The sequence below is a fragment of the Planococcus sp. CP5-4_YE genome, assembly GCF_019042655.1.
In the GTDB taxonomy this organism is placed as follows: Bacteria; Bacillota; Bacilli; order Bacillales_A; family Planococcaceae; genus Planococcus.
In genome coordinates this window covers 64,312-87,350 of the sequence record NZ_JAHPZO010000012.1, presented here as the reverse complement: position 1 = coordinate 87,350, position 23,039 = coordinate 64,312, and the positions used below count along the sequence as shown (strand labels likewise).

Here is a 23,039-nt window from a genome sequence, read left to right as displayed (position 1 = left end):
TAATCAGAAAAGAAAAGAAGGTGAGGGAATGCTGACGACGGAGCGGCATCAATTGATTTTGAACCTTTTGAAAGAAAAGCAGAGCATTAAAATCCAGGAGCTGGTGGAACTGACCTCGGCTTCCGAATCCACCATCCGCCGAGATTTGACGGAACTTGAGGAATTGCAGAAGCTGGAACGCGTTTTTGGCGGTGCGAGCCGGATTGCACAGAATATGCCAGAACCGAGCCTGTCCGATAAAGCGGCGAAGAACCTCAAGGAAAAACAGCTGGTCGCGCGTTATGCGGCTTCGCTCGTCAAAACAGGCGACTCACTGTTTTTGGATGCAGGCACGACGACGGCGCAAATGATCCCTTTTTTAAAAGGCAAAGATGTAACCGTTGTCACCAACGGCCTGAGCCATCTGGAAGCCTTGATCGAGCACGGCATCACTTCCTATTTGACGGGCGGCTTCATCAAATCGCGGACAGGCGCTTTGGTCGGACCTCAAGCGACACAGTCGCTGGAGAATTATCGCTTCGATAAAAGCTTTCTCGGCGTTAACGGGATTCATCCCGGCCACGGCTTCACGACACCGGACCCCGAAGAAGCGGCCGTCAAACGAAGGGCCGGGGAATTATCCAGAAGCTGTTACGTACTTGCGGACCAATCCAAATTCGGCAAAGTCAGTTTTGCGCATATCTCTGACTTAAGCAGGTCTGCGCTCATCATCGACGGCTTGCCGGATGAGGCATTAGAAGAAATCGAACGACAAACAACGATTAAGGTGGTGACACAATGATCTATACATGCACATTCGCTCCATCCATTGATTACACAGCCTATTTGACGCATTTTGAAAGCGGCGCCTTGAACCGTTCGGAGGAAGTGTATTATTACCCCGGCGGCAAGGGCATCAACGTCTCGCGCGTGCTCAGCCGTTTGGGACTGAAAAGCCGGGCGCTCGGATTCGCTGGCGGTTTCACGGGGCGCTTTATCGAAGAGTTCCTAGGAGCAGAAGGCATCGAGACCGATTTTATCGACACCGGTGCCATCACGCGGATCAATGTCAAAATCAAGACCGACCAGGAAACCGAATTGAACGGGCCTGGCCCGGAGCTAGAGAAAGCGCAGCTTGAACAATTAAAAGAAAAGATTGCCGTCATGGCACAAGGTGATTGGTTCGTCTTGGCGGGCAGCTTGCCGTCATCGGTACCGACCCAATTCTTCAAGGATCTGGCAGACCGTTGTGAAGAGCGGGGCATTCATTTCGTGCTCGACACGTCCGGTCCTGCGCTAAAGGAATTATTGGATTCAAAGCCATTCCTCATCAAACCGAACGAACATGAACTGGGGGAGATTTTCGGAGTGGAAATCAGCACCCAAGCCCAAGCGTTCCATTATGCCAGCCTGCTGGTGGATAGAGGGGTTGAGCATGTGGTCGTCTCCATGGGCGGGGCGGGAGCTATCTACACTTCCCGTGCTCATTGCTATACAGCTGACGTACCAAAAGGTAAAGTCGTCAATACCGTCGGTTCAGGAGATTCCTTAGTGTCAGGATTTATCGCTTCTTATATTCAGCACCAAGAGCCGAGAAAAGCTTTCCAATACGGCGTCGCCAGCGGAAGTGCCACTGCTTTTCGCACCGATTTATGCGAACTGGCAGATGTCGAACAATTGCTTTCTGAAGTGACCGTAACACCATTCGAAAAAAAGGATGTGACAAAATGAGAATTACACAATTATTGACGGAAAACACCATCATTCTGGACCTGAAAGCCCGCTCCAAACGGGAAGTATTGGACGAACTGGCTGGGCAACTGGACCGGGCCGGGAAATTGAACGACAAAAAGCAATTCACGAAAGATATCCTGGCACGCGAAGAACAAAGCACGACAGGGATCGGTGATACGATTGCCATTCCTCACGCAAAATCCGAAGCGGTCAAAGCGCCGGCTATCGCGTTCGGCCGTTCGTTCGAAGGCATTGACTTCGAGTCACTGGACGGACAGCCTGCACAGCTGTTTTTCATGATTGCGGCAACAGCCGGTGCGAATGATGATCACCTAGAAGCCCTATCGCGCCTGGCGACGTTTTTGATGGATGAGAAATTCCGCGTCAATATTTTGGAAGCGCAGTCGAAACAACAAGTACTCGACATTGTCTCTGCCAAAGAAGCGGAAGTGGACGGGCCGGAACAAACAAATGAAGCCGCGCCGGTTGCCGGCAGTGCAGAACCCGCTGCAGGCGGCAAGATCCTGGCGGTCACGGCTTGCCCGACAGGCATCGCGCACACCTATATGGCGGCGGAGAAGCTCAACGGCCGTGCGAAAGAGCGCGGCATCAACTTAAAAGTGGAAACGAACGGGTCGAGCGGAGTGAAAAACCGCTTGACCGATGCGGAGATTGCGGAAGCGGATGCTATTATCGTCGCTGCCGATACAAAAGTTGAAATGGCAAGATTCGATGGCAAGCACGTCATCCAAACGCAAGTCGGCAAAGCAATCTATGAGGCGGACCAGCTTTTGGACCGCGCACTTGCACAAGATGCGCCTGTCTATAAGCATGACCGCACCAAAGATGCAGATGCCGGCACAGAGCCGAAATCAGGATTTTACAAGCATTTAATGAATGGTGTCTCCAACATGCTGCCATTCGTTGTCGGCGGCGGGATCTTGATCGCCCTGTCGTTCTTCTTTGGCATCAACGCTGCAGATCCGAATAGCCCGGAGTACAATGAATTTGCTGCGATGCTGTCAACCATCGGCGGCGGCACGGCGTTCTTCCTGATGGTTCCTGTCCTTGCCGGATTCATCGCAATGAGCATTGCCGACCGTCCCGGGTTCGCACCAGGGATGATCGGTGGCTTGCTTGCGATCACGGTCACAGGCGTCGAAGAAGTTAGCGGCGGTTCCGGTTTCCTCGGCGGTTTGATCGCCGGTTTCCTTGCCGGTTACGTCACGCTTCTCGTGAAGAAAGTATTCTCGGGCATCCCACAAAGCCTAGAAGGATTGAAACCCGTGTTGTTCTATCCGGTATTCAGCATTCTGATCACCGGCGTCATCATGATGCTTATCAACCCGCCTTTGACTCAAGTGTATACAGGCATCTCCGCTTTCCTTGAAGGCCTTGGCGGCACCAACCTGGTTCTCGTCGGACTGCTCCTTGGCGGCATGATGGCTGTCGATATGGGCGGTCCAGTTAATAAAGCCGCTTACACTTTCGGCATCGCCATGCTCGATGCACAGAACTTCAATTTCATGGCAACAGTTATGGCAGCGGGCATGGTCCCACCGCTTGGACTCGCCATCGCAACAACAATGTTTAAGAAGAAATTCACTAAGCCGGAACGTGAAGCCGGCAAAACGGCGTATGTTCTCGGCGCCAGCTTTATCACTGAAGGCGTCATCCCGTTTGCGGCGGCGGATCCAGCTCGGGTCATCCCGTCAGCAGTTGCAGGAGCGGCAACGACAGGAGCACTCGTCATGTTGTTCGATATCGGCCTTCGTGCACCTCATGGCGGTGTTTTCGTCATCGGCTTAATAGACGGCGGTGCAATTTCAAGCATCTTGATGTATTTGGTCGCCATCCTCGCCGGTTCATTTGTGACAGCGATCCTCGTCGGCTTGCTGAAGAAAAATATCACGGCAGCTGCATAACTGAAAAACCGCCATCCGGTGATAATCCGGATGGCGGTTTTTTTGATGCCGCAAGCACGACAAGCGAATGAGCCCTTTAAAGCCACTCACGTTCATCGGTCGGCATCGATCATGTCTTTTGCCAGCAACACGGCGGCTAGGCCAAGAAGCGCTTCTTGTTCGTCCTGGCCGTCCGCATGAATGGTAATGTCAGAGCGAGTCGGAATCCCGAGCCCCATGACGCCAAGGATGGACTTCAAGTTGACGGTCCTGTCTTTGAATTCTAGCGACAATTCGCATTGATAGCGATTCGCCTCGCTGACGAGTGCTGCAGCCGGCCGCGCATGCAAGCCTTCTTCTGCGGAAATGAAAAACTGTTTTTTGGCCATATCGATGTATCCTCCAAGTGTTTAATCTATTCATTCATTTTTCCATTATAGCCATTTAGGGTCAGCAATGAAAAAAAACAAGCTTGAAGAGTGGAGGCCTAACAAAAAAACGTATCAAAACGGAAACAATAAGCTAGGCAGGGTGCTGAAAAGAGAGTAAACTGTAAATAAGTTGAATATTCAGATAAAAAAAGCATCAGCTGTTCAGCCAATGAATCCTTACCAGCATAAGGGAGGGGAAAACCATGAAGACGAGCAGTACCACCGATTTTTTAAGGGATTTCAACGATGCTTTTTTCAAAGGCAAGAAAGAATTCATTGAACAGCATGTTTCAGATGATGTGGAATGGATCATGGTCGGAACGATGCCTTTAAAAGGACGGCAGGCATTGGTGGATGCGGCTTTTGGGATGCAGGATTACACACAGATGGCATTTGTAATCGATACTGTTATCGCAGCAGGCCAAGAAGGGGCGGTCAAAGGGATCATGACCGCAACAGGCGGAAACGACAGAGAGCGGAAATATCACTATTGCGATTTTTATGAATGGCAAGGAGACGGTGAGCCGCAAATAACGAAGATGACATCGTTTGTGGTCGAGACAAAATAGAGCCGAAACAGGCTCTTTTTTTTGGAGACATCATTGTCGATTAATTTAAATGTAATAAACTACATAAGGATATAGGTGAAAATAAAAACAAGCACACAAGACAATAGGCCAATACGGGCGAACGATGCTGATGATTGTTGCGTTCTCATGAAAAGTTCGGCAAGATGGACTCATAAGCAATAAGAAAGGGTGCAAGACAGTGGATTATCTGAAATCACGCAAAAATGCTTATGCCGTTTTGCTGAGTGGTCTTGTGGTGGGGGTCGTCATTGCATTTTTGATCAACGATGACCCGGATATATCGACCTTGGTCGCAGCAGGCGCAATTGGTGTGGTGATCGGGGAAGCGGTCATGTTCTGGCGCTGGAGCAAACAACGCAAAACAAAACAACGCGAAGATTGATGGCATCCATTAATCAACTAGCAGCGGAAGGGAAGTAGAGGACGATGACAACAATTTGCCTGATTCGGCACGGAGAAACAGAATGGAATAAGATCGGCCGCATCCAGGGAACGACGGATGTGCCTTTGAACGAGACGGGTAAACTCCAAGCACACGCATGTGGATCCCATCTGACGCAAGAAGCGTGGGACGTTATTGTGACGAGCCCACTTAAGCGCGCCAAAGAGACCGCGGCGATCATCAATGAAACGATGCAGTTACCCATATTTGAAATGAAAGAATTCCAGGAAAAGCATTTCGGCAAAGCGGAAGGCATGACAGCGGAAGAGCGTTACGGGCTGTATCCAGATAAGAATTATCCTGGACAGGAACAGCCGGAAGAATTTCATGGCAGGTTGTCGAATGGACTGTCTCAACTCAATGAACGCTTCGGCAATCAGCGAGTGCTTGTCGTGGCGCACGGAGGCGTCATCAATGCCATACTCGAACAATTGGCACACGGGGACTACGACGGCGAAGTCCGTTTGCAAAATGGCGGCATGAATCACTTGGCTTATGCCAGCCAGCGCTGGGAAATCCAAAAATACAATTTCATTGACCATCTCGATTTGATGGATACGAAAGCAAAATGATGGCAATGAGGTAAAGGGAGCTTGGCAGATGGGAGACGATGAAGCGGAGCGCTTGCACCAGGAAATCGAAAAACTAAAGTTTCATAACCGGACTCTGTTGGTATTGCTCGGGAATCTATTGGAAGAGAAAATGCAAGAGCCAACGATCCACGAGGCGATCGTGGTGCATGATCTATCAAAACCGGAGCTCCAAGCATTCACACAATTGATCCGGGACTATGAGGGCGACGTGAAAGCTTTTCAACAGCAGGCATCGGGCATGGGCCATAAGTTCACAGGCTTGACTGTCAAAGGCTTGCTGCAAGCTTTTATTGAGTCTGAGATACTGGCGGGCAAATGTGAAGAAATTCTTCAGTCATATGAAATGAATTGAATGAAAAAACACCGCCTATCCCAGGCGGTGTTTTAAAGGAGATGGATTCAGTGCTGTCAGCACCAAATCATTTGCGTTTTTTGGCAGTTTCGCCAGCAGGCGCTTCTTTGGCATCGAAAATGCCGCGGCGGTAAACAAATACAGCGAGCGCCGCCATAAATAGGGCAGAGTTGAACCAAAACACAAGGTCATTTAAATTGCCGCCAAACAACAAAGTGTTGAGGACGGTCAATAGATGCATCACCAGTAAAAAAATGAATAGAATAGTCGAGGTTCTCATTAAATCACTCCATAATCGTTGTGCTTTTTCCATTGTAACGGAATTGGCGGACAGCAGTTAGCATTTAAGGGAATTGTAGAAAAGAGTTCATGAAAGGATGAGGAAAATGGTCAAATGGAAAGAGCAACTGGTCATCGAAGCACCGATCGACCGGGTTTGGGAATTGTTTCAGGACGAAGAGATCCAGCGCATCATGCCGAAAGTAGAATCGCATGACTTGCTCGAAGGGGAGAATAATGCTGCAGGCGCTAAACATGCTCAGGTGTATACGGAGGGCAAACAGCAGCAACGCTATATCGTTGAAACTTTGTCGTATGTGGATGAACCGGAAAGAAAATACAAGGAGACGGCTTTTGAGATGGGGCAGATGTTCAAAGTACGCTATGCCTTCAGTTTGGAAAAAGAGTCAGCACAGAGTACGCGTTTTGTTTATGAAGGGCAAAACAAAGGCATGAGCGTCACAGGGAAAATGATGCTTCTAGCGGGCAGTAAAAAAGCAGCCCGAAATACCGTGTTGAACTTCATGAACAGGGTCAAAGAGCAAGCGGAATCCTACGAGTAAAAAAGGTGATCCAGCAGAATAAGCTGGATATAAAATAGAAATGTAATAAACTACATAAGGACTAATATAAAAAAGAAAAAACCGCAAACAAGCAAAATTCATTCATAGCAAACAAAAAGCAGGAAGGGCATGGCGATACCTCGAAACTACATATGTAGAAGGAATACAGTTGTATTCCAAAAAAAAACAACCAGTAATTCATCGTTGGTTCTATGGTTCAGCGAAAGGAGTCCGCGAATGGTCATATATGTACGGATGATTGCTGAAATGCTAGTCATCGCCATTTTCATTTATTTCGTCAGCGGCCGGTTGATGGGGGCGAAAGTAAATTTCACAAAACGGATATTGTCTGTTGTACTTGGTGTTGTCCTGACGACATTTGTTTATTGGTATTCCTATTTACGTTATACCGAATTCATGGATGATGCTTTCGCCACGATGTTGACAGATACCAGCACCGTCATTTGGATTGGCAGCATGTTGATGATTTCAATGCTATTTTACTTGATACTGGAATTATTCGATCCGATTGAACTGGGAGACCGCGGTGAACGTATCACGAACCGTAAATTCATCTGGAAACGGCTGCGCAGCCGCTGGAGACGCCAGAAACGCTTGAGCAAAGTGCTGGAGATTGCCGTCAAGAATGGGATTTCCAGTACCTTGAAATATGCGCGGCATCGTGAGAATAATCGTGAGCTGGCAGTTGCTTTTCGCAGGACGCTTGAAGAAGCCGGAGGGGTGTTCATTAAATTCGGCCAAGTATTGTCGACCCGGACAGATTTGTTCGCGCCGGTATTCATCGAGGAACTGAGCCAGCTGCAGCAAAACGTTAAAGCTTTGCCGAAAGAGCAAGTGACGGAAATTCTGAGGAAATCCATGGCACAGCCCATCGAAGAAGTATTTTCGAAGCTTGAGAAACAACCGCTCGCCTCGGCATCCATTGGCCAGATACACCGCGGCGTGCTGCGCAAGACCAACGAAGAAGTCATTATCAAGATGCAGCGTCCGGAAGTGAGCGCCATTATGCGGGATGATTTGGACATTCTTGTGGAATTTGCCGAATGGGTATCCAACAGATCCACGTGGGCGCAGAACATCGGATTCCGCGAACTAGCGGTCGGATTCGCCAATGGCTTGCGCGAGGAGATCGACTTTGAAATCGAAATGCGCAATATGATTCAAGTGAAAAATGCTCTAGAAGATAGCAAAAATCAAGTCAAAATCCCAAAAGTCTACCGGGAATACAGCAATTCAACGATTATCGTCATGCAGTATTTCCAGGGCAAAAGCATTTCACAAGGAGATGCAGTGTTCCGCCACTTTACTGTCGAACCAAAAAATTTCGGGCGCACAGTGTTGTTTTCATTTCTGGAACAAATGTTGTTTTCCGGCATATTCCATGCCGATCCGCACCCTGGAAATATTTTCATCGATGAAACGGACGGCCAACCGATTTTGCTTGATTTTGGCTCTGTCGGCCGATTAACTGCCCCTCAGCAGGAAGCACTCAATCATTTCATCATCGGTATCCAGCAAAATGACGCGGGCATTGTCCATGATGCCGTCAGAAAGCTGGTGGAAAATAGCGAGAAGCTTGACGGGGCGAAATTTGAACAGGCCATTGGAGAGATTTTATTGAAGATTTCTTATGTCGACCGCATACCGACTGCAGAATTGATCCATTCCTTATTCGATGTCATTCGCGAATTCGGTTTGGCATTTTATCCATCCGTTGGGATTGCGCTAAGGTCATTGATTAGCCTCGATAGTACCTTGCACACCATTGACCCGAAATTCGACATGTTCACGGAAGCGAAAAGCTTCGCAAAAGAATACAAGACCTCCGTGTTGAAAAAGCCGTTCAAACAGCCACGCGTCACAAAAGAACGCCTTGAAGAGGAATTGGTACTGATCTTGCCAGAAGTCGCCAAACTGCCGAAACGCATCGATCAATTGATCCGGCGCGTAGAAGGCGGCAAGATCATTTTGCACCATGACGTGTTTTCCGATAAGCACAACTCCGGATTCGTCATGCAATTATTCTCCAGGTTTGTCTTGCTGATGTCGGGAATCACGTTCGGGTTCATATCAGCAGCATTGCTGGCGATTGCTCAATTCATCGATACGGTGTACGCCATTTACTTAAATACTGCCGCATACGGGGGATTGTTCTTATGTGTCATTTTACTCGTCAGATTGTCGATTCAGGCCATTCGCGATATGAAACGCAGCAACCAATATAAATAATGTGAAAATAGAGTGAGAACCCATCCTGAAATCGATTTCGGGGTGGGTTTTTTGAATGGAGGATTTGTTGACTAACTTATTGATTAGAGTGCTGACGAAAGTCGAGCAGGAACTAAGCGAGCACGCCAGAAATTTGCCGGATAAATTTGGCGATGGATATCGAGAATGTGCAGAGTAAGAAATTCACGTATTTGAAATAAACTCAGGGCGGTTTCTAAAGACACTTGATATGGGTGATGGGGGCCGGTTGAACACTCATGAAGGCGTTTTTAAAATTTAGTTTACATAATATAAATTATAGGAAGTTGTGTTTCATTTAATAAGTATACTCAAGACAGTGAGACAAAAGCGATTTTTTTGGTGAAACCGGCTAGTTTTCCATTCACTGAGTTATTCGTTTGTTTGAGTGATTTTATCGGTTTTTAGTAATGAACGTTGCGCCAAGCAAAATGATGAGTAAATTAAAAACCCAAACCGGTTCAGCTGTTGGTCAGCCGTTCTGGTTTGGGTTTAGTTGATTGTCGTCAGCTTATCGTATATCAATTCGACTCGTAGCCGTCAGCCTGCTGATGATTCTGACGCTCATTTATGCATCGCTGCATTCGCGTATTCATACGTCTTTTAGCTCTAATGTTTTTTAAAGTTGTCCATGAACCGCTCCGGCTGGCTTCTGGCTGCAGTTTTGATTTGGTTGCCGCCTGTTATCGATCCACAGCATCTGTTATTCACATAAATTCGCTATCATACTTCTTCATATGGCTTTTCCAGGAATTGCCGCTTCCGGCCGCTTTTCCGGCCAATTTACCATAAATATGCCTGAAAAGATCAACGCGCCTCCAATGATCAGCGACACCCCGACTTGTTCCCCTAAAACGAGCCATCCTGAGATGACGCCAAAAAATGGTGCCAGGAACAAAAAGGCGCTTACTTTTCCGGGATTGCCGTTTTGCAACAGGAAAAACCAAATCGCAAACTGAATGATCGACGCCGGAATCGCCAGCCAGAAAATGATGAACAGCGATTCGGGATTGATGGCCAGTCGCTGGGTTTCCAACAAGCTGCTCGCCATCAGCAATATCAAGCCGCCAAACAGCATTTGATACGCCGTCAGCACCCACGTATCGAGCCGAATGCCCCAATGCTTGATCAATAATGTGCCAATCGCCCAGGACACGGCGCTGCCAAAGCCGAAAAGCGTGCCGACTTCTATATTCACCTGGCTGCCCATCGTAATGAACACCCCGAAAAACCCAAGCAGCACCCCTCCCCATTGGACAATGCGGTAGCGGATGCCGAGTGCCAAGGTCCCGAACAACACGACCAACAAGGGATTGGTAAAGGTAAGAATGGCGGATTCCCCTGCCGTGATCGTCCGCAGGCTCAGGAAAATGCAGCCCATGACGCCGGCGGTCTGGAAAAAGCCGATGAGAAGAATATGCAGCCATTCGGAACGCTGCCGTGGGTGCTTGCGCTTGAACAATTTGACGAATAGGGCCATCAAGATGCCCGCAATTGTGAAACGAATTCCCACCAACAGCAGCGGCGAGACGTGTTCGAGGCCGATTTTGCCGACCGCAAACGAAGAACCCATCAAACTGGTGGTGATGATGACGAGAAACGCGAAAAGGAATTTATTGTTCACAGTGCACCCGCTCCTAGCTGCATGAAAGAAATCATCCAGAAATAGTCAAAACCTTTGATCCATTCATCCATCGTACCGCAATTCCGCTCGGCTTGTCTCCATATCGATAAAATCCGCAGTTATTCATTCGCATGCCATAGAAAAAAACCGGAAACGCCGCCTCATGTGCGCTTCCGGTTTCATCTTGAGTTACCGGCTTAAACGTCCATCACCAGAAAGTTCCAGCGATGACCGTCCACATCCGAAAACCCCGCTCCGTACATGCCGTTTCGCTCACCCGACGGTGCATAGACAGTGCCGCCTGCCTGTTCGATACGGAACATGAAGTTATCGACTTCTTCACGGGTTTTGGCGGATAGCGTAAACAATACCTCAGAGCCGATCGAGGCATCTGCTATGTCTTGCTGCGTAAAGGCTTTAAAACTTTCTTGCGGAAACAGCATTACATAGAGCTGTTGCCTTTCCACGTAAAACGCCGCCTGATGGGCATTGCTCGAATCCGCCTTTGCCATCAAGAACCCCGCTTGCTCATAAAAAGCCTGAGCTGCCTGCAGATCCTTTACCGGCAAATTGATCCACAACGTATTGTCCATGGTGCTTCACCTCACTTCCATCACTAAAACCAAATGGCCAAAATCGTTGAGCATCCTCTGTTCATTAGTTTCTCGCCCGCCTCCTTCACCTACAGGTCAAAGCAGTTTTTACTATCTTTCTATTCCCTGAATTCATTTTTACTAACCTCTCTGACAGGCACTAGCCGCGTGCTTGCCGCGCGCGAGCCGCTTCGTTGACTTTCCCAAAACGCTCCTTTAATATAATATTTTATTCCCTACTATATCACTCAGAAAAGGATGTTTTACATGACAACTAGCACACGGGTCCAACCCGTCAATGAAGTAAACGATCCTGTCTACCGCGACACGACCGCTTTGAACGCCCCGCAGAAATCCTTGATTGCTGGAGGCATTGCGGTAGCGGCGTTGTTGACGGTTTATTTACTCGCCACGCAGCATATCGCACAAACTGTGCTGCTTGGCATCGGGCTGTTGCTCGGCTATACCTTATTCCATGCACGGTTCGGCTTTACCTCCGCGTTCCGCCGCTTCATGTCGGTCGGTAATGGCCAGGCGATGCGTTCGCACATGCTCATGCTGGCAGTGGCCGTGACCTTGTTCGCGCCGATTCTGGCGTATGGCTATTCGTTCTTCGGCACCGGGGTGTCGGGTTACGTTTCCCCTGTCGGCGTCAGCTTGGTTGTCGGATCGTTCATTTTCGGCATCGGCATGCAGCTCGGCGGCGGCTGTGCTTCCGGTACGCTTTATGCGATCGGCGGCGGGCGTTCGGTCATGTTCATCACGCTGTTGTTCTTTATTATCGGCGCAACGATCGGCGCGTATCATCTGCCGTTTTGGACAGAAGAGTTGCCGACTTTTGAACCGGTGTCACTGGCCACTTCGACCGGTCTTGGTTACGGCGGCGCATGGCTCGTGTCGATTGCGTTGTTCGGGCTCGTTGCCTGGATTACCTTGATCATCGAGAAAAAGAAACGCGCACCGAAAATGGCGCCGCTTCCGACCACTACGGGATGGAAACGCATTTTCCGTGGTTCATGGCCATTGTTCGCCGCAGCGATCGCACTTGCGGTATTGAACGCACTGACCTTGATGACGCGCGGCACGCCTTGGGGCATCACGTCCGCTTTCGCATTATGGGGCTCGAAAATTGCCGAGTTTTTCGGTGTAGACGTCGCAAGCTGGGGCTACTGGCAAGGAGCGAACGCCGCAATGCTCGAATCGTCCATTTTCGCTGATTCCACGACGGTGTTGAATTTCGGGGTCATTCTCGGCGCCTTTCTCGCATCAGCAGCTGGCGGCTTGTTCAAGTTCACCACAATCACGATGGGCAATTTCTGGGCATCCGTTGTCGGTGGCTTGCTGATGGGCTACGGGGCGCGTCTTGCGTTCGGCTGCAACATCGGCGCGTACTTCGGCGGCATCGCTTCCTTTAGCTTGCACGGCTATATTTGGGGCATTCTGGCACTCGCCGGTACGTTCTTCGCGCTTTACTTGCGGCCCTTGTTCGGCTTGTCGGTTCCGAAATCCAATGATTCGGTGTGCTGAACAGTCGCGATCCATTTTTAAAAGAGGTTTCCGTTCACCGGAAGCCTCTTTTTTATGGGCATGCAGCGGAACATTTCTCAATTTCCAATAAAATAGATTGTGCTTGTATGAAACCCGTTGTGATTATCAATTCTTGCGGTTCATATAGTCTGTTTCGGTCTTTTCCCCGAAATTTTTCCGATCTCTTTCTCGTTTCTTGCTATAATAAACATATTCTTTCCACGAAAGTTGGCTGAACATGACCCGTGATTTTGAATTGCATGCCATTGAATCGAAGACCGTCGCGAACGGACAGTCCGTGCACATCCCGCTCCACCGCCACGAGCAACTGGCAGAATGGCTATGGGTGGAATCGGGCGAACTCGAACTCATCGCAAACGCTGAATGCTTGACGCTCGGGACAGGAGCGCTTGCGCTAATCCCTCCTGGCCAATGGCACGCATTGTCTTTTGCTTCAAGCAGTGAACAGCGCTACCAAAGACTGCTGGTCACGCATCCCCTTGAGTCAGCAAATGACACGATCTGTTTCGCTTATCCTGCGCATCCTGCTTTTCTCGCATCCGTGATGGACGAACTGGCCCGTGAACTGCAACAAGCGAACCCTGCCTCGTCGAGACAAGTGCAGCTTTTGCTCCGCTGGCTATATGGGACTGCGGCAAAACCACAAAGCGTCCCGGCTCAAACAGCTATCCCGTCTAAGATGGAGTCTATTTTGCACCAAATGGAAGAAACTTGTCATTTGCCGTTTTCACTGGAATCCACCGCTGCTGCTTCCGCCCTCAGCAAATTCCATTTCAGCCGCCATTTTAAAAAGTCGGTCGGCCAGACGCCGCTGCAGTTCGTCATCAGCTGCCGCATGGAGCGCGCCAGGCAGCTGCTCCTGACTTCGGAGCAATCTGTGGCGGACATTGCCGGGGACTGCGGCTATAAGAGCCCCACACAGTTTCACGCCGCCTTTACCCGCCATAGCGGCAGCACGCCAAAACGCTTTCGCGAACACCTGACAACTCTCGAGGCCAAGCGATGAGTGCATCTATTGAGCCAGTAAGTGAGGCGCCGCGATGATGGAAGGGCTGCTGCGCTCGTTGGAATTCATCTTATTGTTAATCGCCAATATCGCCATCGGCACGCTTGGATTCATCCCGAGCCTTCTCATCACCCCAATTAACCTCGACCGCTTCGGGTTGATCGGCGGCAGCGCATTATCCGTCAGCGGGGAAATCTTCGGCGCACTGTTCGGGTTTTGGCTGTACCGCTACGGGGCGAAGCATATCCCGGATGCGTGGCAACAGCGTTCCTGGTTCCGCTTTTTCCGCAATCAATCACCTCGAACGGTCGGGTGGGCAGTGTTGGCGCTGCGCATCTTGCCGTTTGTCCCATCAGGCGCCGTCACAGCAGGCGCTGCATTGACCCGAATTTCCGCGCTAGCGTTTTTTGGGGCAAGTTCAATCGGCAAGTTGCCGGCGGTGGCCATTGAAATCGCGGTCGGACTGGTGCTATGGTTGCCGCGCTCCGCAATGTATAGCATCATCAGTATCATCTTGGTGATGTTCTTATTAGTTGTGTTGATCCGCAAACGCAGCCCGAAAACAAATGCGCCCCATTAAAAAAAAGCGGGAGCTCCCAGTTGAGGAGTTCCCGCTTTTTTAGCTTCGTTAATTGACTTTCTTGCCGCCGCCCCAATACATTTCGCGCAATTGGAACTTCTGCAGCTTGCCAGTGGCCGTCTTCGGCAAGGATTCCACGAAGTCGACCGATTTTGGCACTTTAAAGCGCGCCATATGGTCGCGTGTGTAGTCGAGGATTTCCTGTTCGGTCACTTCCGCGTCTTTGTGCAGCACAATAATGGCTTTTGGCACTTCGCCCCATTTCTCGTCCGGGACGGCAATAACCGCCACTTCCGCGATCGCCGGATGCTTGTAAAGCACGCCTTCGATCTCGGTAGAGGAAATGTTCTCACCGCCGGAGATGATCATATCCTTGATACGGTCTTGGATTTCGATAAACCCGTCTGGATGCGTCACAGCAAGGTCGCCGGTATAGAACCAGCCGTCGCGTATTGCTTCCGCGGTTTTTTCCGGGTCTTTGTAATAGCCCGCCATGACGACATTGCCGCGGGTGATGATTTCCCCCAGTTCCTTGCCGTTCCAAGCGACTTCTTTTCCGTCTCCCTGATTGACGACTTTCGTTTCCCCGTTGAAAGCCAGTTCAATGCCTTGCCGTGCCTTGATGCTCGCTTGTTGATCAGCATCCAGCGCATCGAATTCATTTTTCCATTCGCAATACAAAATGAACGGCGAGGTCTCGGTCAGTCCGTAAACGTGCATCATGTTAAGGCCGAGCGTCTTTTGGGCTTTGGCGATCAGTGCCGCAGCAGGCGGCGCACCGGCTGTGCCCATGCGGATTTTGGTCTTCAATTCAATGGTTTTTGCTTTGGGTTCATTGACCAGCATATTGACGACCGTCGGCGCGCCGCACAAGGAGGTGATGCCATGGCTTTCAAACAGGTCGAGGATGAGCGGCGGGTCGACTTTTCTTAAGCACACATGCGTGGCACCAGCTGCTGTGATCGCCCAGACACCGCCCCATCCGTTCGTGTGGAACATCGGCAAAGTATGCAAATAGACATCGTCAAATTTGATCTCCAAATGATGCAGGAAGTTCGCGCCGTTCAAGTAATTCGTCCGGTGCGTCTGCATGACGCCTTTTGGGTTTGACGTCGTGCCGCTCGTGTAATTGAGCGACAGCATCTGGTTTTCATCCAGTTCCACAGCCGGCAATCGTTCATTGTCTGTGACCGCTCCGATAAATTCCTCGTAGCCAATGCCCGCAAGATTTGTCTCATGCCCTTCAGCCGGCGCGATAATGTATTTCTCGATCGGCAAGTCGCCTTGGATCTCTTCAATGATCTTGGCGTATTCCGCATCGACAATCAGCATCTTCGCGTCGCTGTGCTTGATGATATAGCCCAAGTCTTTGGCAGACAACCGATAATTAAGCGGCACGATGACCGCTCCGAGCGGCGGGATGCCATAGAACGCTTCGAGCATATAATGGGTATTCGGCAGCATCACAGCGACATGGTCTTGTTCCTGGATGCCTGCGTTATGTAAGGCAATCCCTAACTGGTCAGAGCGGCGGGCAAACTCCTTATACGTAAAACGCTTGTCTCCGTCGATCACGGCTACTTTGTCCGGGTAATATTTTGCCGCGCGCCGTTTCCAGTCCAACGGTGTCAATGGTACGATCATTTCGAAAACCCCTCTCGCGTCTCTAGTGTCCAACTGTTATATATCAAGTATAGAAAGCCGAACATGGGGTGTCAACGAAATTTTCGGAATTGGCGAAAAAATGAAACAATGGAGATCCTGTGTTATAGCACACTTTCATGCACTTTGGCGGAAAGGGATTTGCTCCTACGTTTCTCGGATTCAAGAGGAGCGGCAGCCATTCAACACGGCGTGTCATGTTGCCTCGTGCCGTAATCCTGTTTCAACAATGCCAAATAATCGATATCTTCATAGACGCCGTCCATGAAAAACTCCTGTTCGAACCGTCCTTCAAACGCCAAGCCCACCTTCTCAAGCACTCGCCTCGACGCTGGGTTGCGCGCGAGGCAGCGGCCGAATACGCGGTTCAAGCCGTGTTCGGTGAAGGCCTGTTCGAGCACTCTTCGGCACGCTTCTGTCGCATAGCCTTGTCCCCACTCGGCAGGATCGATGAAATAGCCGATTTCTCCGGAGTGATGGGCTTTTGACACCGCGACCAATCCGCAATTGCCGATATAGCGGGCAGGCTGGTCTTTCGTGAAGACGGCGTATTCAAAGGCGTGGCCGATGTCAAAGCTTTTCTGGACATAGTCGAGCCACCCATTCAGCTGTTTTCTCGGATACGGATGCGGAATCATCAGCATCGTATCGGCAATTTCGCGTTTTTGAATCACGGCGTAAACGCTATCCGCCATGTCCGCTTGATAAGGCTTCAACCACAGCCGTTCGGTTTCTAATATCGTCATATACACGCCTCCTGTTTGGTGCTTCATATTGGCTTGGGTGCTGGCAAAAAGAATGTATTCAATGCGCTATTCAGTAATCATTTTGGTGATTTTTTAAATGAATAGATGAACCTATAATAAAAAGGCGTTGAATGATTTATTCATTCAACGCCTTTTGGAATTATTCAGTAGCGGGCACTAAGTAAGCTGCCGTGACGGCGCCGTCGGTTGCTTCGTCTACGATAAACGACCCGTTTGAATAACGGTCGACCGCTTTCAGGCGGCCTGGCGCAATCGGGATGCGCAAGCCTTTGGCGGTTTCGAGCAGAATCTCATCTTTTCCGGTCGTGCCGATGACAGCAACCACACGGTGGGGATTGGATTTCAATTCCCGCAGCATGATGACGCCGCGTTTGGCACGGCTGCCGCTTTCAAATTCTGTCAGTTTCATTTTTTTGGCGGCTCCGCGCTGCGTCGCGAGCACGAGATCTGGCTGCTGTTCCGCGTCGATCATGACCGCAGACACCGCTTCGTCGCCTTCTTTTAAGTTCAAGCCTTTGACGCCTGCTGTGCGAAGTCCGGTCACCGGCACTTCTTCGAGCGGGAAGCGTACGCCATAGGCCATTTTCGTCGCCAGGAACAATTCGGTTTCGTTCGTCACGAGCCCGGCGAAGATCATGTCGTCGCCTTTTTTCAAGTTCATCGTCTTGATGGCGCGTGAATAGCGCTGCACCTGGTAATCTTTCAGCGCCGACCGCTTCACTTGGCCGAATTTGGAGACGGTCAAAATGGTCGCATCCTGTTCAAAATCTTCGAACGGGAATACGGCGAGCACCGATTCGTTGGAATCCAGTGTGACGATGCTCGACAAATGCTGGCCGAGGTCTTTCCATTTGATGTCCGGCAGTTCGTTGACGGGCTGGAACACGAAATTTCCGCCGGTCGTGAAGATCAACACGGTATGCTGCGTATTGAGTGTGTCTTCGAACAACAAATGATCGCTGTCTTTCATCGCAAAATCCTTGCCGTTCGATGCCGCATGGGAGCGGGTACTCGTCCGTTTGACATAGCCTTCTTTCGTCACGGTGACGATGACTTCTTCGCTTGGAATCATGATTTCGCGTGTAATGGTCAGCTCTTCAATCTTTTCTTCGATTTCAGAACGCCGTGGTTCCGCGAATTTCTTGCGGATCGCCTGTAATTCCTTTTTGATGAGGTTTTTCAACTTCGTCGCGCTCGTCAAGATGCCGGTCAGCTCGGCAATCAATTTGCGCAAGCTTTCCTCTTCTTTTTCAAGCTCGGTGATATCGGTATTCGTCAAACGGTATAGTTGCAAGGAAACAATCGCTTCTGCCTGCGCTTCCGAAAACTCAAATTTCGCGATTAAATTATTTTTCGCGTCGCGCTTGTCTTTCGACGCACGAATCGTCTTGATCACTTTATCGAGGATCGACAAGGCTTTGATCAAGCCTTCCACAATGTGCATGCGGTCGCTCGCTTTTTGCAGGTCGAATTCCGAGCGTTTCGTTACGACTTCTTTTTGGTGTTCGATATAGGCATCGAGCATCGTCGGCAAGGTCATCATAGTCGGGCGGCGGTGATGAATCGCCACCATATTGAAGTTATAGCTGATCTGCAGGTCGGTGTTTTTATACAAATAGTTCAAGATGCCGGCCGCCTGCACTTCTTTTTTCAATTCAATGACGATGCGCAGGCCTGTGCGGTCGGATTCATCGCGCACTTCGGAAATGCCGTCGAGTTTGCGGTCAAAGCGGTGGTCATCAATTTTCTTGATGAGGCTCGCTTTGTTCACTTCAAACGGGATTTCCGTAATGACGATCTGTTCCTTGCCGCCCTTGAGCGGTTCAACGGCCGCTTTGGAACGGACGACGATTTTGCCGCGTCCCGTTTCATAGGCTTTTTTGATGCCTTCGACGCCTTGGATGATGCCGCCGGTCGGGAAATCAGGGCCTTTGATGACGGTCATCAATTCATCGATCGAAGCATCCGGTTTGTCGATGCGCATCAGGACAGCATCGAGTGCTTCGTGCAGCGCATGCGGCGGGATGTCGGTGGCATACCCAGCGGAGATTCCGGTCGAGCCGTTGACGAGCAAGTTCGGGAACCGCGCCGGCAAAACGGTCGGTTCGACGTCCACATCATCAAAATTCGGAATGAATTCGACGGTGCGTTTTTCAATGTCACGCAATAATTCGCCAGAAATCGCAGAAAGCCGGGCTTCCGTATAACGCATCGCGGCTGGGGAATCCCCGTCCATTGAGCCGTTGTTGCCGTGCATTTCCACCAGCATATGGCGGATTTTCCAGTCCTGGCTAAGCCGTACCATCGCTTCGTATACAGAGCTATCGCCGTGCGGGTGGTAATTCCCGATGACGTTCCCGACCGTTTTGGCCGATTTACGGAATGCTTTGTCGTTGGTGTTGCCCTCGTGGTGCATAGCATACAAAATGCGCCGTTGCACCGGCTTCAGCCCATCGCGCGCATCCGGCAAGGCGCGGTCTTGGATAATGTATTTACTATAGCGGCCAAACCGATCGCCGATGACTTCTTCTAAGGGCAGATCTTGGAAACGTTCGGTTTGTGTCATACGAGTTCCTCCTCAGCGTGAATCAAATCATTTTCGAGAATATTGCTGTCGTCTTCTAAGCCAAAGTCGACGTTGTTTTCGATCCATTTGCGGCGCGGTTCGACTTTATCGCCCATCAAGGTCGTGATGCGGCGTTCAGCACGCGCACCGTCCTCGATCGTCACGCGGATCAAGGTGCGCGATTCCGGGTTCATCGTCGTTTCCCATAATTGGTCGGCGTTCATTTCTCCGAGTCCTTTATAGCGCTGAAGCATATAGCCTTTGCCGATTTTCGTAATCGACTCGTCGAGATCCGCTTCGGTCCAGGCGTAATCGACGACTTCTTTTTTGCCGACGCCTTTGGACACTTTGTAGAGCGGCGGCAAGGCGATAAACACTTTGCCCGCTTCGATCAATGGCTTCATGTAGCGGTAGAAAAACGTCAACAAAAGCACTTGGATATGCGCGCCGTCGGTATCGGCATCGGTCATGATGATGACTTTATTATAAGCGATGTCATCAACCGAGAAATCAGACGATACCCCGCCGCCGATCGCATGGATGATGGTGGCGATTTCTTCGTTTTTCATGATTTCTTCTAGTTTCGCTTTTTCGGTATTGACGACTTTCCCGCGCAGCGGCAAGATCGCCTGGAAGGTCCGGTCGCGGCCTTGCTTGGCCGAACCACCGGCCGAGTCGCCCTCGACGAGGTACAATTCGTTCTTTTTGGCGTTGCGCGACTGTGCCGGCGTTAATTTACCGGACAATAAGGTATCGGATTTCTTGCGTTTTTTGCCATTTCGGGCATCTTCCCGCGCTTTTCGTGCGGCGAGACGCGCCTGAGAGGCTCGTATTGCTTTGCGGACGAGTGATGCACTGTGTTCGGCGTTCTCCTCGAGGAAGTACATCAATTGCTGGGAGATGACGGCATCGACAGCACCGCGGGCTTCGCTTGTGCCGAGTTTGCTCTTCGTCTGGCCTTCAAATTGCAGCAAGGCTTCTGGGATGCGCACCGAAACGATCGCGGCTAAGCCTTCACGGATGTCAGAGCCTTCTAAGTTCTTGTCTTTATCTTTCAATAAATTAATTTTGCGTGCGTAATCGTTGAATACACGGGTCATCGCTGCTTTCGCACCGGTTTCGTGCGTCCCGCCGTCGCGTGTTCTGACATTGTTGACGAACGACAGGATCGTTTCCGAATAGCCGTCGTTGAACTGGAACGCGAATTCGACTTCAAGGCTGTCGCTCTGCCCTTCCATATACGCCACTTTGTGAAGCACGTCTTTTTCTTCGTTCAAGTATTCGACGAAGGCTTTGATACCGGTTTCATAAAAGAAGCTCTCGCCGGTTTGGTTGCGCTCGTCGATCAACTCGATGTTCATGCCTTTCATAAGGAACGCGGATTCACGCAGGCGTTCGCTCAACGTGTCGTAGTTGTATTTGGCTACGCTAAAAATGCTTTCATCGGGCAGAAAGTGGATCAAGGTGCCCGATTCTTTCGTTTTGCCGATCTCTTCCAAAGTCGTGACGGGTTTGCCGCCATTTTCAAAACGCTGGCGGTATTTGCGCCCGTCGCGGTGGATCGTCACTTCGAGGAAGCTCGACAAGGCATTGACGACAGATGCGCCGACGCCGTGAAGCCCGCCGCTCGTCTTGTATCCGCCTTGGCCGAATTTCCCGCCGGCGTGCAGTACCGTCAAAATGACTTCCGGTGTCGGCTTGCCGCTTCTGTGCATTCCGGTGGGCATGCCGCGGCCATAGTCGCGCACGCTAATGCTATTGTTTTCGTGAATGGTCACGGTGATGCGGTCGCCGAATCCGGCTAGTGCTTCATCGACGGAATTATCGACGATTTCGTAAACCAAATGGTGAAGCCCGCGGGCATCGGTCGAACCGATGTACATCCCGGGGCGTTTGCGTACGGCATCCAGCCCTTCTAGAACTTGGATCGCTTCTTCGTTGTATGCATTGCTGTTCGTTTTAGCCATCTATTTCCCTCCAACAAACATTTGTTCGTATACTCTCTTCTTTTAATCGTATGCCATCCCAGGCATTCCTGTCAATGTTCATAGAAAAAGAGCGCTAGGCGCCCTTCGTGAAAGCTGCTATTTCAGGATGGCATGTTCGACTTTGATGCACCGGTCCATGATGACCGTGTAGCCGTCAGCGTGGAGGCGATTGAAGACCTCTTCGTCGACGACGTTCAGCTGCGTCCAGAACACCGGCGCTTCGATCTTGAGAAACTCTTCGGCAATGGCCGGCAAAAATTCGCTGCGGCGGAAGACATTGACGATGTCGACCGGTTCCGGAATGTCCGCAAGCGTCGCGTAACTTTTTTCCCCCAGCACTTCATCTGCCATCGGATTGACCGGGATGATGCGGTAGCCGGCATCTTGCATCGCTTTGGATACCATGTACGAGGTTCTCATCGGGTTCGGGCTCAAGCCGACAACGGCAATGGTTTTGGCCGTGTCGAGCACTTCTTTGATTTCTGTGCGGTCTGGATTTTTCAACAAAATCACCTGTCCTTTTAGTCTATCATACATGAAACGGGGCCGTTTGTTGAATAATCCGCCATCTATTGTTTCTGTCTCTTCGGTCATGGTAAACTGTAGAAAAGAAAACAGTGTACGTCAAAGGAGTCAATCATGGACATTTTGCTTCCGGTAATTATCGCTTATTTACTCGGATCCATCCCTTCAGCATTATGGATCGGAAAACTTTTCTACAAAACGGACATTCGGACTAAGGGCAGCGGCAATTTAGGGGCAACCAATACGTTCCGAGTGCTCGGCCCCAAAGCCGGGTTTGTCGTCACCATCATGGACATTTTAAAAGGCACAGCAGCAACACTATTGCCGCTCGTGATGGTCACCGATGTTCACCCGCTGATACTCGGGGTGATCGCCGTTATCGGTCATATGTTTCCGGTGTTTGCGCGCTTTAAAGGCGGCAAAGCGGTTGCCACATCCGGCGGGATTTTGCTTGGTTATCAATGGCCGTTGTTTTTACTTGCTGTCGCCGTCTTATTGATTGCGTTGAAGATCACGAAAATGGTATCGTTGTCTTCCATCATTTTAGCTCTTGTGTCGGTCGTCTATACGATCATCTACACCATCAATACCGGCGATTACTTGTTTTTTGCCGTGATTTTGACACTCGCCACTTTCATCATTTACCGGCATCGCGCGAACATCGCACGAATCCGCGCAGGTACCGAACCCAAGATCAAGTGGTAGGACCCGAAAGGACGTGTTTGCATGGAGATTCATTTGAGCAAAGATGCACGAGATTGGTTCCATAACGAAATGGAAGTCGAGGCTGGAGAAGCGGTGCGGTTTTTCGTCCGCTACGGAGGCGCTGGCTTGCAGCCGGGCTTCTCGCTTGGCGTCACAAAAGACCAACCGTATGAAGCAGTGACCCGACTCGAGGAAGATAAAGTGCTTTACTTTATCGAGGAAGCGGATCACTGGTATTTTGATGAACATGACCTGCATGTCACTGTGGATGATACATTGGGTGAATTGAGTTATTCATACGAAACAAAAGAAGCATGACGCCAAGTTGCGTCATGCTTCT

24 protein-coding genes are annotated in these 23,039 nt (G+C 50.2%); 15 read left to right on the top strand and 9 right to left on the bottom strand.

The genetic code is table 11. The features are described 5' to 3' along the window. The first annotated feature begins 28 nt into the window (after positions 1 to 28). From KTG14_RS13340 to KTG14_RS13330, 3 genes are read left to right on the top strand one after another with little or no spacing between them, the layout of a single operon-like run. Entirely contained in the window at positions 29 to 781 is a 753-nt protein-coding gene (locus KTG14_RS13340) for a DeoR/GlpR family DNA-binding transcription regulator (protein ID WP_216971383.1), read from the top strand. Further along, on the top strand, positions 778 to 1,710 hold the full coding sequence (gene pfkB / locus KTG14_RS13335; protein ID WP_216971382.1) for a 1-phosphofructokinase: 933 nt from the start codon (positions 778 to 780) through the stop codon (positions 1,708 to 1,710). Before KTG14_RS13340 ends, pfkB begins: the two co-directional genes overlap by 4 nt. Further along, positions 1,707 to 3,638, top strand: coding sequence for a PTS fructose transporter subunit IIABC (locus KTG14_RS13330; RefSeq protein WP_216971381.1), 1,932 nt, complete (start codon positions 1,707 to 1,709; stop codon positions 3,636 to 3,638). Before pfkB ends, KTG14_RS13330 begins: the two co-directional genes overlap by 4 nt. A 92-nt stretch (positions 3,639 to 3,730) precedes the next feature. Here KTG14_RS13330 and KTG14_RS13325 read toward each other — a convergent pair whose 3' ends face one another. Next, entirely contained in the window at positions 3,731 to 4,006 is a 276-nt protein-coding gene (locus tag KTG14_RS13325) for an HPr family phosphocarrier protein (RefSeq protein ID WP_216971380.1), read from the bottom strand. A 245-nt stretch (positions 4,007 to 4,251) separates the two neighbouring features. On the opposite strand from KTG14_RS13325, the gene KTG14_RS13320 reads away from it, so the two are divergent. The 4 genes from KTG14_RS13320 to KTG14_RS13305 all read left to right on the top strand — a co-directional run bounded on the left by KTG14_RS13320 (position 4,252) and on the right by KTG14_RS13305 (position 6,025). Next, on the top strand, positions 4,252 to 4,617 hold the full coding sequence (locus KTG14_RS13320) for a nuclear transport factor 2 family protein (protein ID WP_216971379.1): 366 nt from the start codon (positions 4,252 to 4,254) through the stop codon (positions 4,615 to 4,617). A gap of 199 nt (positions 4,618 to 4,816) precedes the next feature. Next, the gene (locus tag KTG14_RS13315) at positions 4,817 to 5,020 is read left to right on the top strand and encodes a hypothetical protein (RefSeq protein ID WP_216971378.1); all 204 of its coding nucleotides are present in this window, start codon (positions 4,817 to 4,819) and stop codon (positions 5,018 to 5,020) included. Positions 5,021 to 5,064: 44 nt separating this feature from the next. Further along, positions 5,065 to 5,652, top strand: a complete 588-nt coding sequence (locus tag KTG14_RS13310; RefSeq protein WP_216971377.1) for a histidine phosphatase family protein — start codon at positions 5,065 to 5,067, stop codon at positions 5,650 to 5,652. Between the two features lie 28 nt (positions 5,653 to 5,680). Then, positions 5,681 to 6,025, top strand: a complete 345-nt coding sequence (locus tag KTG14_RS13305; protein ID WP_216971376.1) for a hypothetical protein — start codon at positions 5,681 to 5,683, stop codon at positions 6,023 to 6,025. Between the two features lie 67 nt (positions 6,026 to 6,092). Here the strand turns inward: KTG14_RS13305 and KTG14_RS13300 are convergent, their stop codons facing one another. Next, entirely contained in the window at positions 6,093 to 6,305 is a 213-nt protein-coding gene (locus tag KTG14_RS13300) for a hypothetical protein (protein ID WP_216971375.1), read from the bottom strand. A 106-nt stretch (positions 6,306 to 6,411) separates the two neighbouring features. Between KTG14_RS13300 and KTG14_RS13295 the strand changes: the two genes are divergently transcribed. The 3 genes from KTG14_RS13295 to KTG14_RS17955 all read left to right on the top strand — a co-directional run bounded on the left by KTG14_RS13295 (position 6,412) and on the right by KTG14_RS17955 (position 9,295). Then, positions 6,412 to 6,867, top strand: coding sequence for an SRPBCC family protein (locus KTG14_RS13295; RefSeq protein ID WP_216971374.1), 456 nt, complete (start codon positions 6,412 to 6,414; stop codon positions 6,865 to 6,867). Positions 6,868 to 7,104: 237 nt separating this feature from the next. Next, positions 7,105 to 9,117, top strand: coding sequence for an ABC1 kinase family protein (locus KTG14_RS13290; protein WP_216971373.1), 2,013 nt, complete (start codon positions 7,105 to 7,107; stop codon positions 9,115 to 9,117). A 55-nt stretch (positions 9,118 to 9,172) separates the two neighbouring features. Next, on the top strand, positions 9,173 to 9,295 hold the full coding sequence (locus KTG14_RS17955; RefSeq protein ID WP_258048471.1) for a hypothetical protein: 123 nt from the start codon (positions 9,173 to 9,175) through the stop codon (positions 9,293 to 9,295). A gap of 573 nt (positions 9,296 to 9,868) precedes the next feature. Here KTG14_RS17955 and KTG14_RS13285 read toward each other — a convergent pair. Both KTG14_RS13285 and KTG14_RS13280 read right to left on the bottom strand, forming a co-directional pair. Then, entirely contained in the window at positions 9,869 to 10,759 is an 891-nt protein-coding gene (locus KTG14_RS13285; protein ID WP_216971372.1) for a DMT family transporter, read from the bottom strand. A gap of 197 nt (positions 10,760 to 10,956) precedes the next feature. Continuing rightward, positions 10,957 to 11,352 carry a VOC family protein gene (locus KTG14_RS13280; protein ID WP_216971371.1) on the bottom strand — a complete coding sequence of 132 codons (396 nt, stop codon included), beginning with the start codon at positions 11,350 to 11,352 and terminating at the stop codon, positions 10,957 to 10,959. Between the two features lie 267 nt (positions 11,353 to 11,619). On the opposite strand from KTG14_RS13280, the gene KTG14_RS13275 reads away from it, so the two are divergent. From KTG14_RS13275 to KTG14_RS13265, 3 genes are all read left to right on the top strand, one after another. Then, entirely contained in the window at positions 11,620 to 12,879 is a 1,260-nt protein-coding gene (locus KTG14_RS13275; protein WP_216971370.1) for a YeeE/YedE family protein, read from the top strand. Between the two features lie 238 nt (positions 12,880 to 13,117). Further along, entirely contained in the window at positions 13,118 to 13,906 is a 789-nt protein-coding gene (locus KTG14_RS13270) for a helix-turn-helix transcriptional regulator (protein WP_216971369.1), read from the top strand. A 34-nt stretch (positions 13,907 to 13,940) separates the two neighbouring features. Continuing rightward, positions 13,941 to 14,486: a TVP38/TMEM64 family protein gene (locus KTG14_RS13265; protein ID WP_216971368.1), complete on the top strand. Its 546-nt coding sequence runs from the start codon at positions 13,941 to 13,943 to the stop codon at positions 14,484 to 14,486. Positions 14,487 to 14,534: 48 nt separating this feature from the next. Here KTG14_RS13265 and KTG14_RS13260 read toward each other — a convergent pair whose 3' ends face one another. The 5 genes from KTG14_RS13260 to KTG14_RS13240 form a co-directional block, all read right to left on the bottom strand. Next, positions 14,535 to 16,130, bottom strand: coding sequence for a long-chain-fatty-acid--CoA ligase (locus KTG14_RS13260; protein ID WP_216971367.1), 1,596 nt, complete (start codon positions 16,128 to 16,130; stop codon positions 14,535 to 14,537). 200 nt (positions 16,131 to 16,330) lie between these two features. Beyond that, positions 16,331 to 16,894, bottom strand: a complete 564-nt coding sequence (locus KTG14_RS13255) for a GNAT family N-acetyltransferase (RefSeq protein ID WP_216971366.1) — start codon at positions 16,892 to 16,894, stop codon at positions 16,331 to 16,333. A gap of 160 nt (positions 16,895 to 17,054) precedes the next feature. Beyond that, positions 17,055 to 19,481, bottom strand: coding sequence for a DNA topoisomerase IV subunit A (parC, locus tag KTG14_RS13250; RefSeq protein WP_216971365.1), 2,427 nt, complete (start codon positions 19,479 to 19,481; stop codon positions 17,055 to 17,057). Then, positions 19,478 to 21,448, bottom strand: a complete 1,971-nt coding sequence (gene parE / locus KTG14_RS13245) for a DNA topoisomerase IV subunit B (RefSeq protein WP_216971364.1) — start codon at positions 21,446 to 21,448, stop codon at positions 19,478 to 19,480. The genes parC and parE overlap by 4 nt, the downstream gene beginning before the upstream one ends. A 117-nt stretch (positions 21,449 to 21,565) precedes the next feature. Continuing rightward, on the bottom strand, positions 21,566 to 22,006 hold the full coding sequence (locus KTG14_RS13240; protein WP_254178161.1) for a CoA-binding protein: 441 nt from the start codon (positions 22,004 to 22,006) through the stop codon (positions 21,566 to 21,568). 102 nt (positions 22,007 to 22,108) lie between these two features. Here KTG14_RS13240 and plsY point away from each other — a divergent pair, with 102 nt between their 5' ends. Together plsY and KTG14_RS13230 are read left to right on the top strand one after the other, a co-directional pair. Then, positions 22,109 to 22,699 carry a glycerol-3-phosphate 1-O-acyltransferase PlsY gene (plsY, locus tag KTG14_RS13235; RefSeq protein ID WP_216971363.1) on the top strand — a complete coding sequence of 197 codons (591 nt, stop codon included), beginning with the start codon at positions 22,109 to 22,111 and terminating at the stop codon, positions 22,697 to 22,699. Between the two features lie 21 nt (positions 22,700 to 22,720). Next, entirely contained in the window at positions 22,721 to 23,017 is a 297-nt protein-coding gene (locus KTG14_RS13230) for a HesB/YadR/YfhF family protein (protein ID WP_216971362.1), read from the top strand. The last annotated feature ends 22 nt before the right edge of the window (positions 23,018 to 23,039 follow it).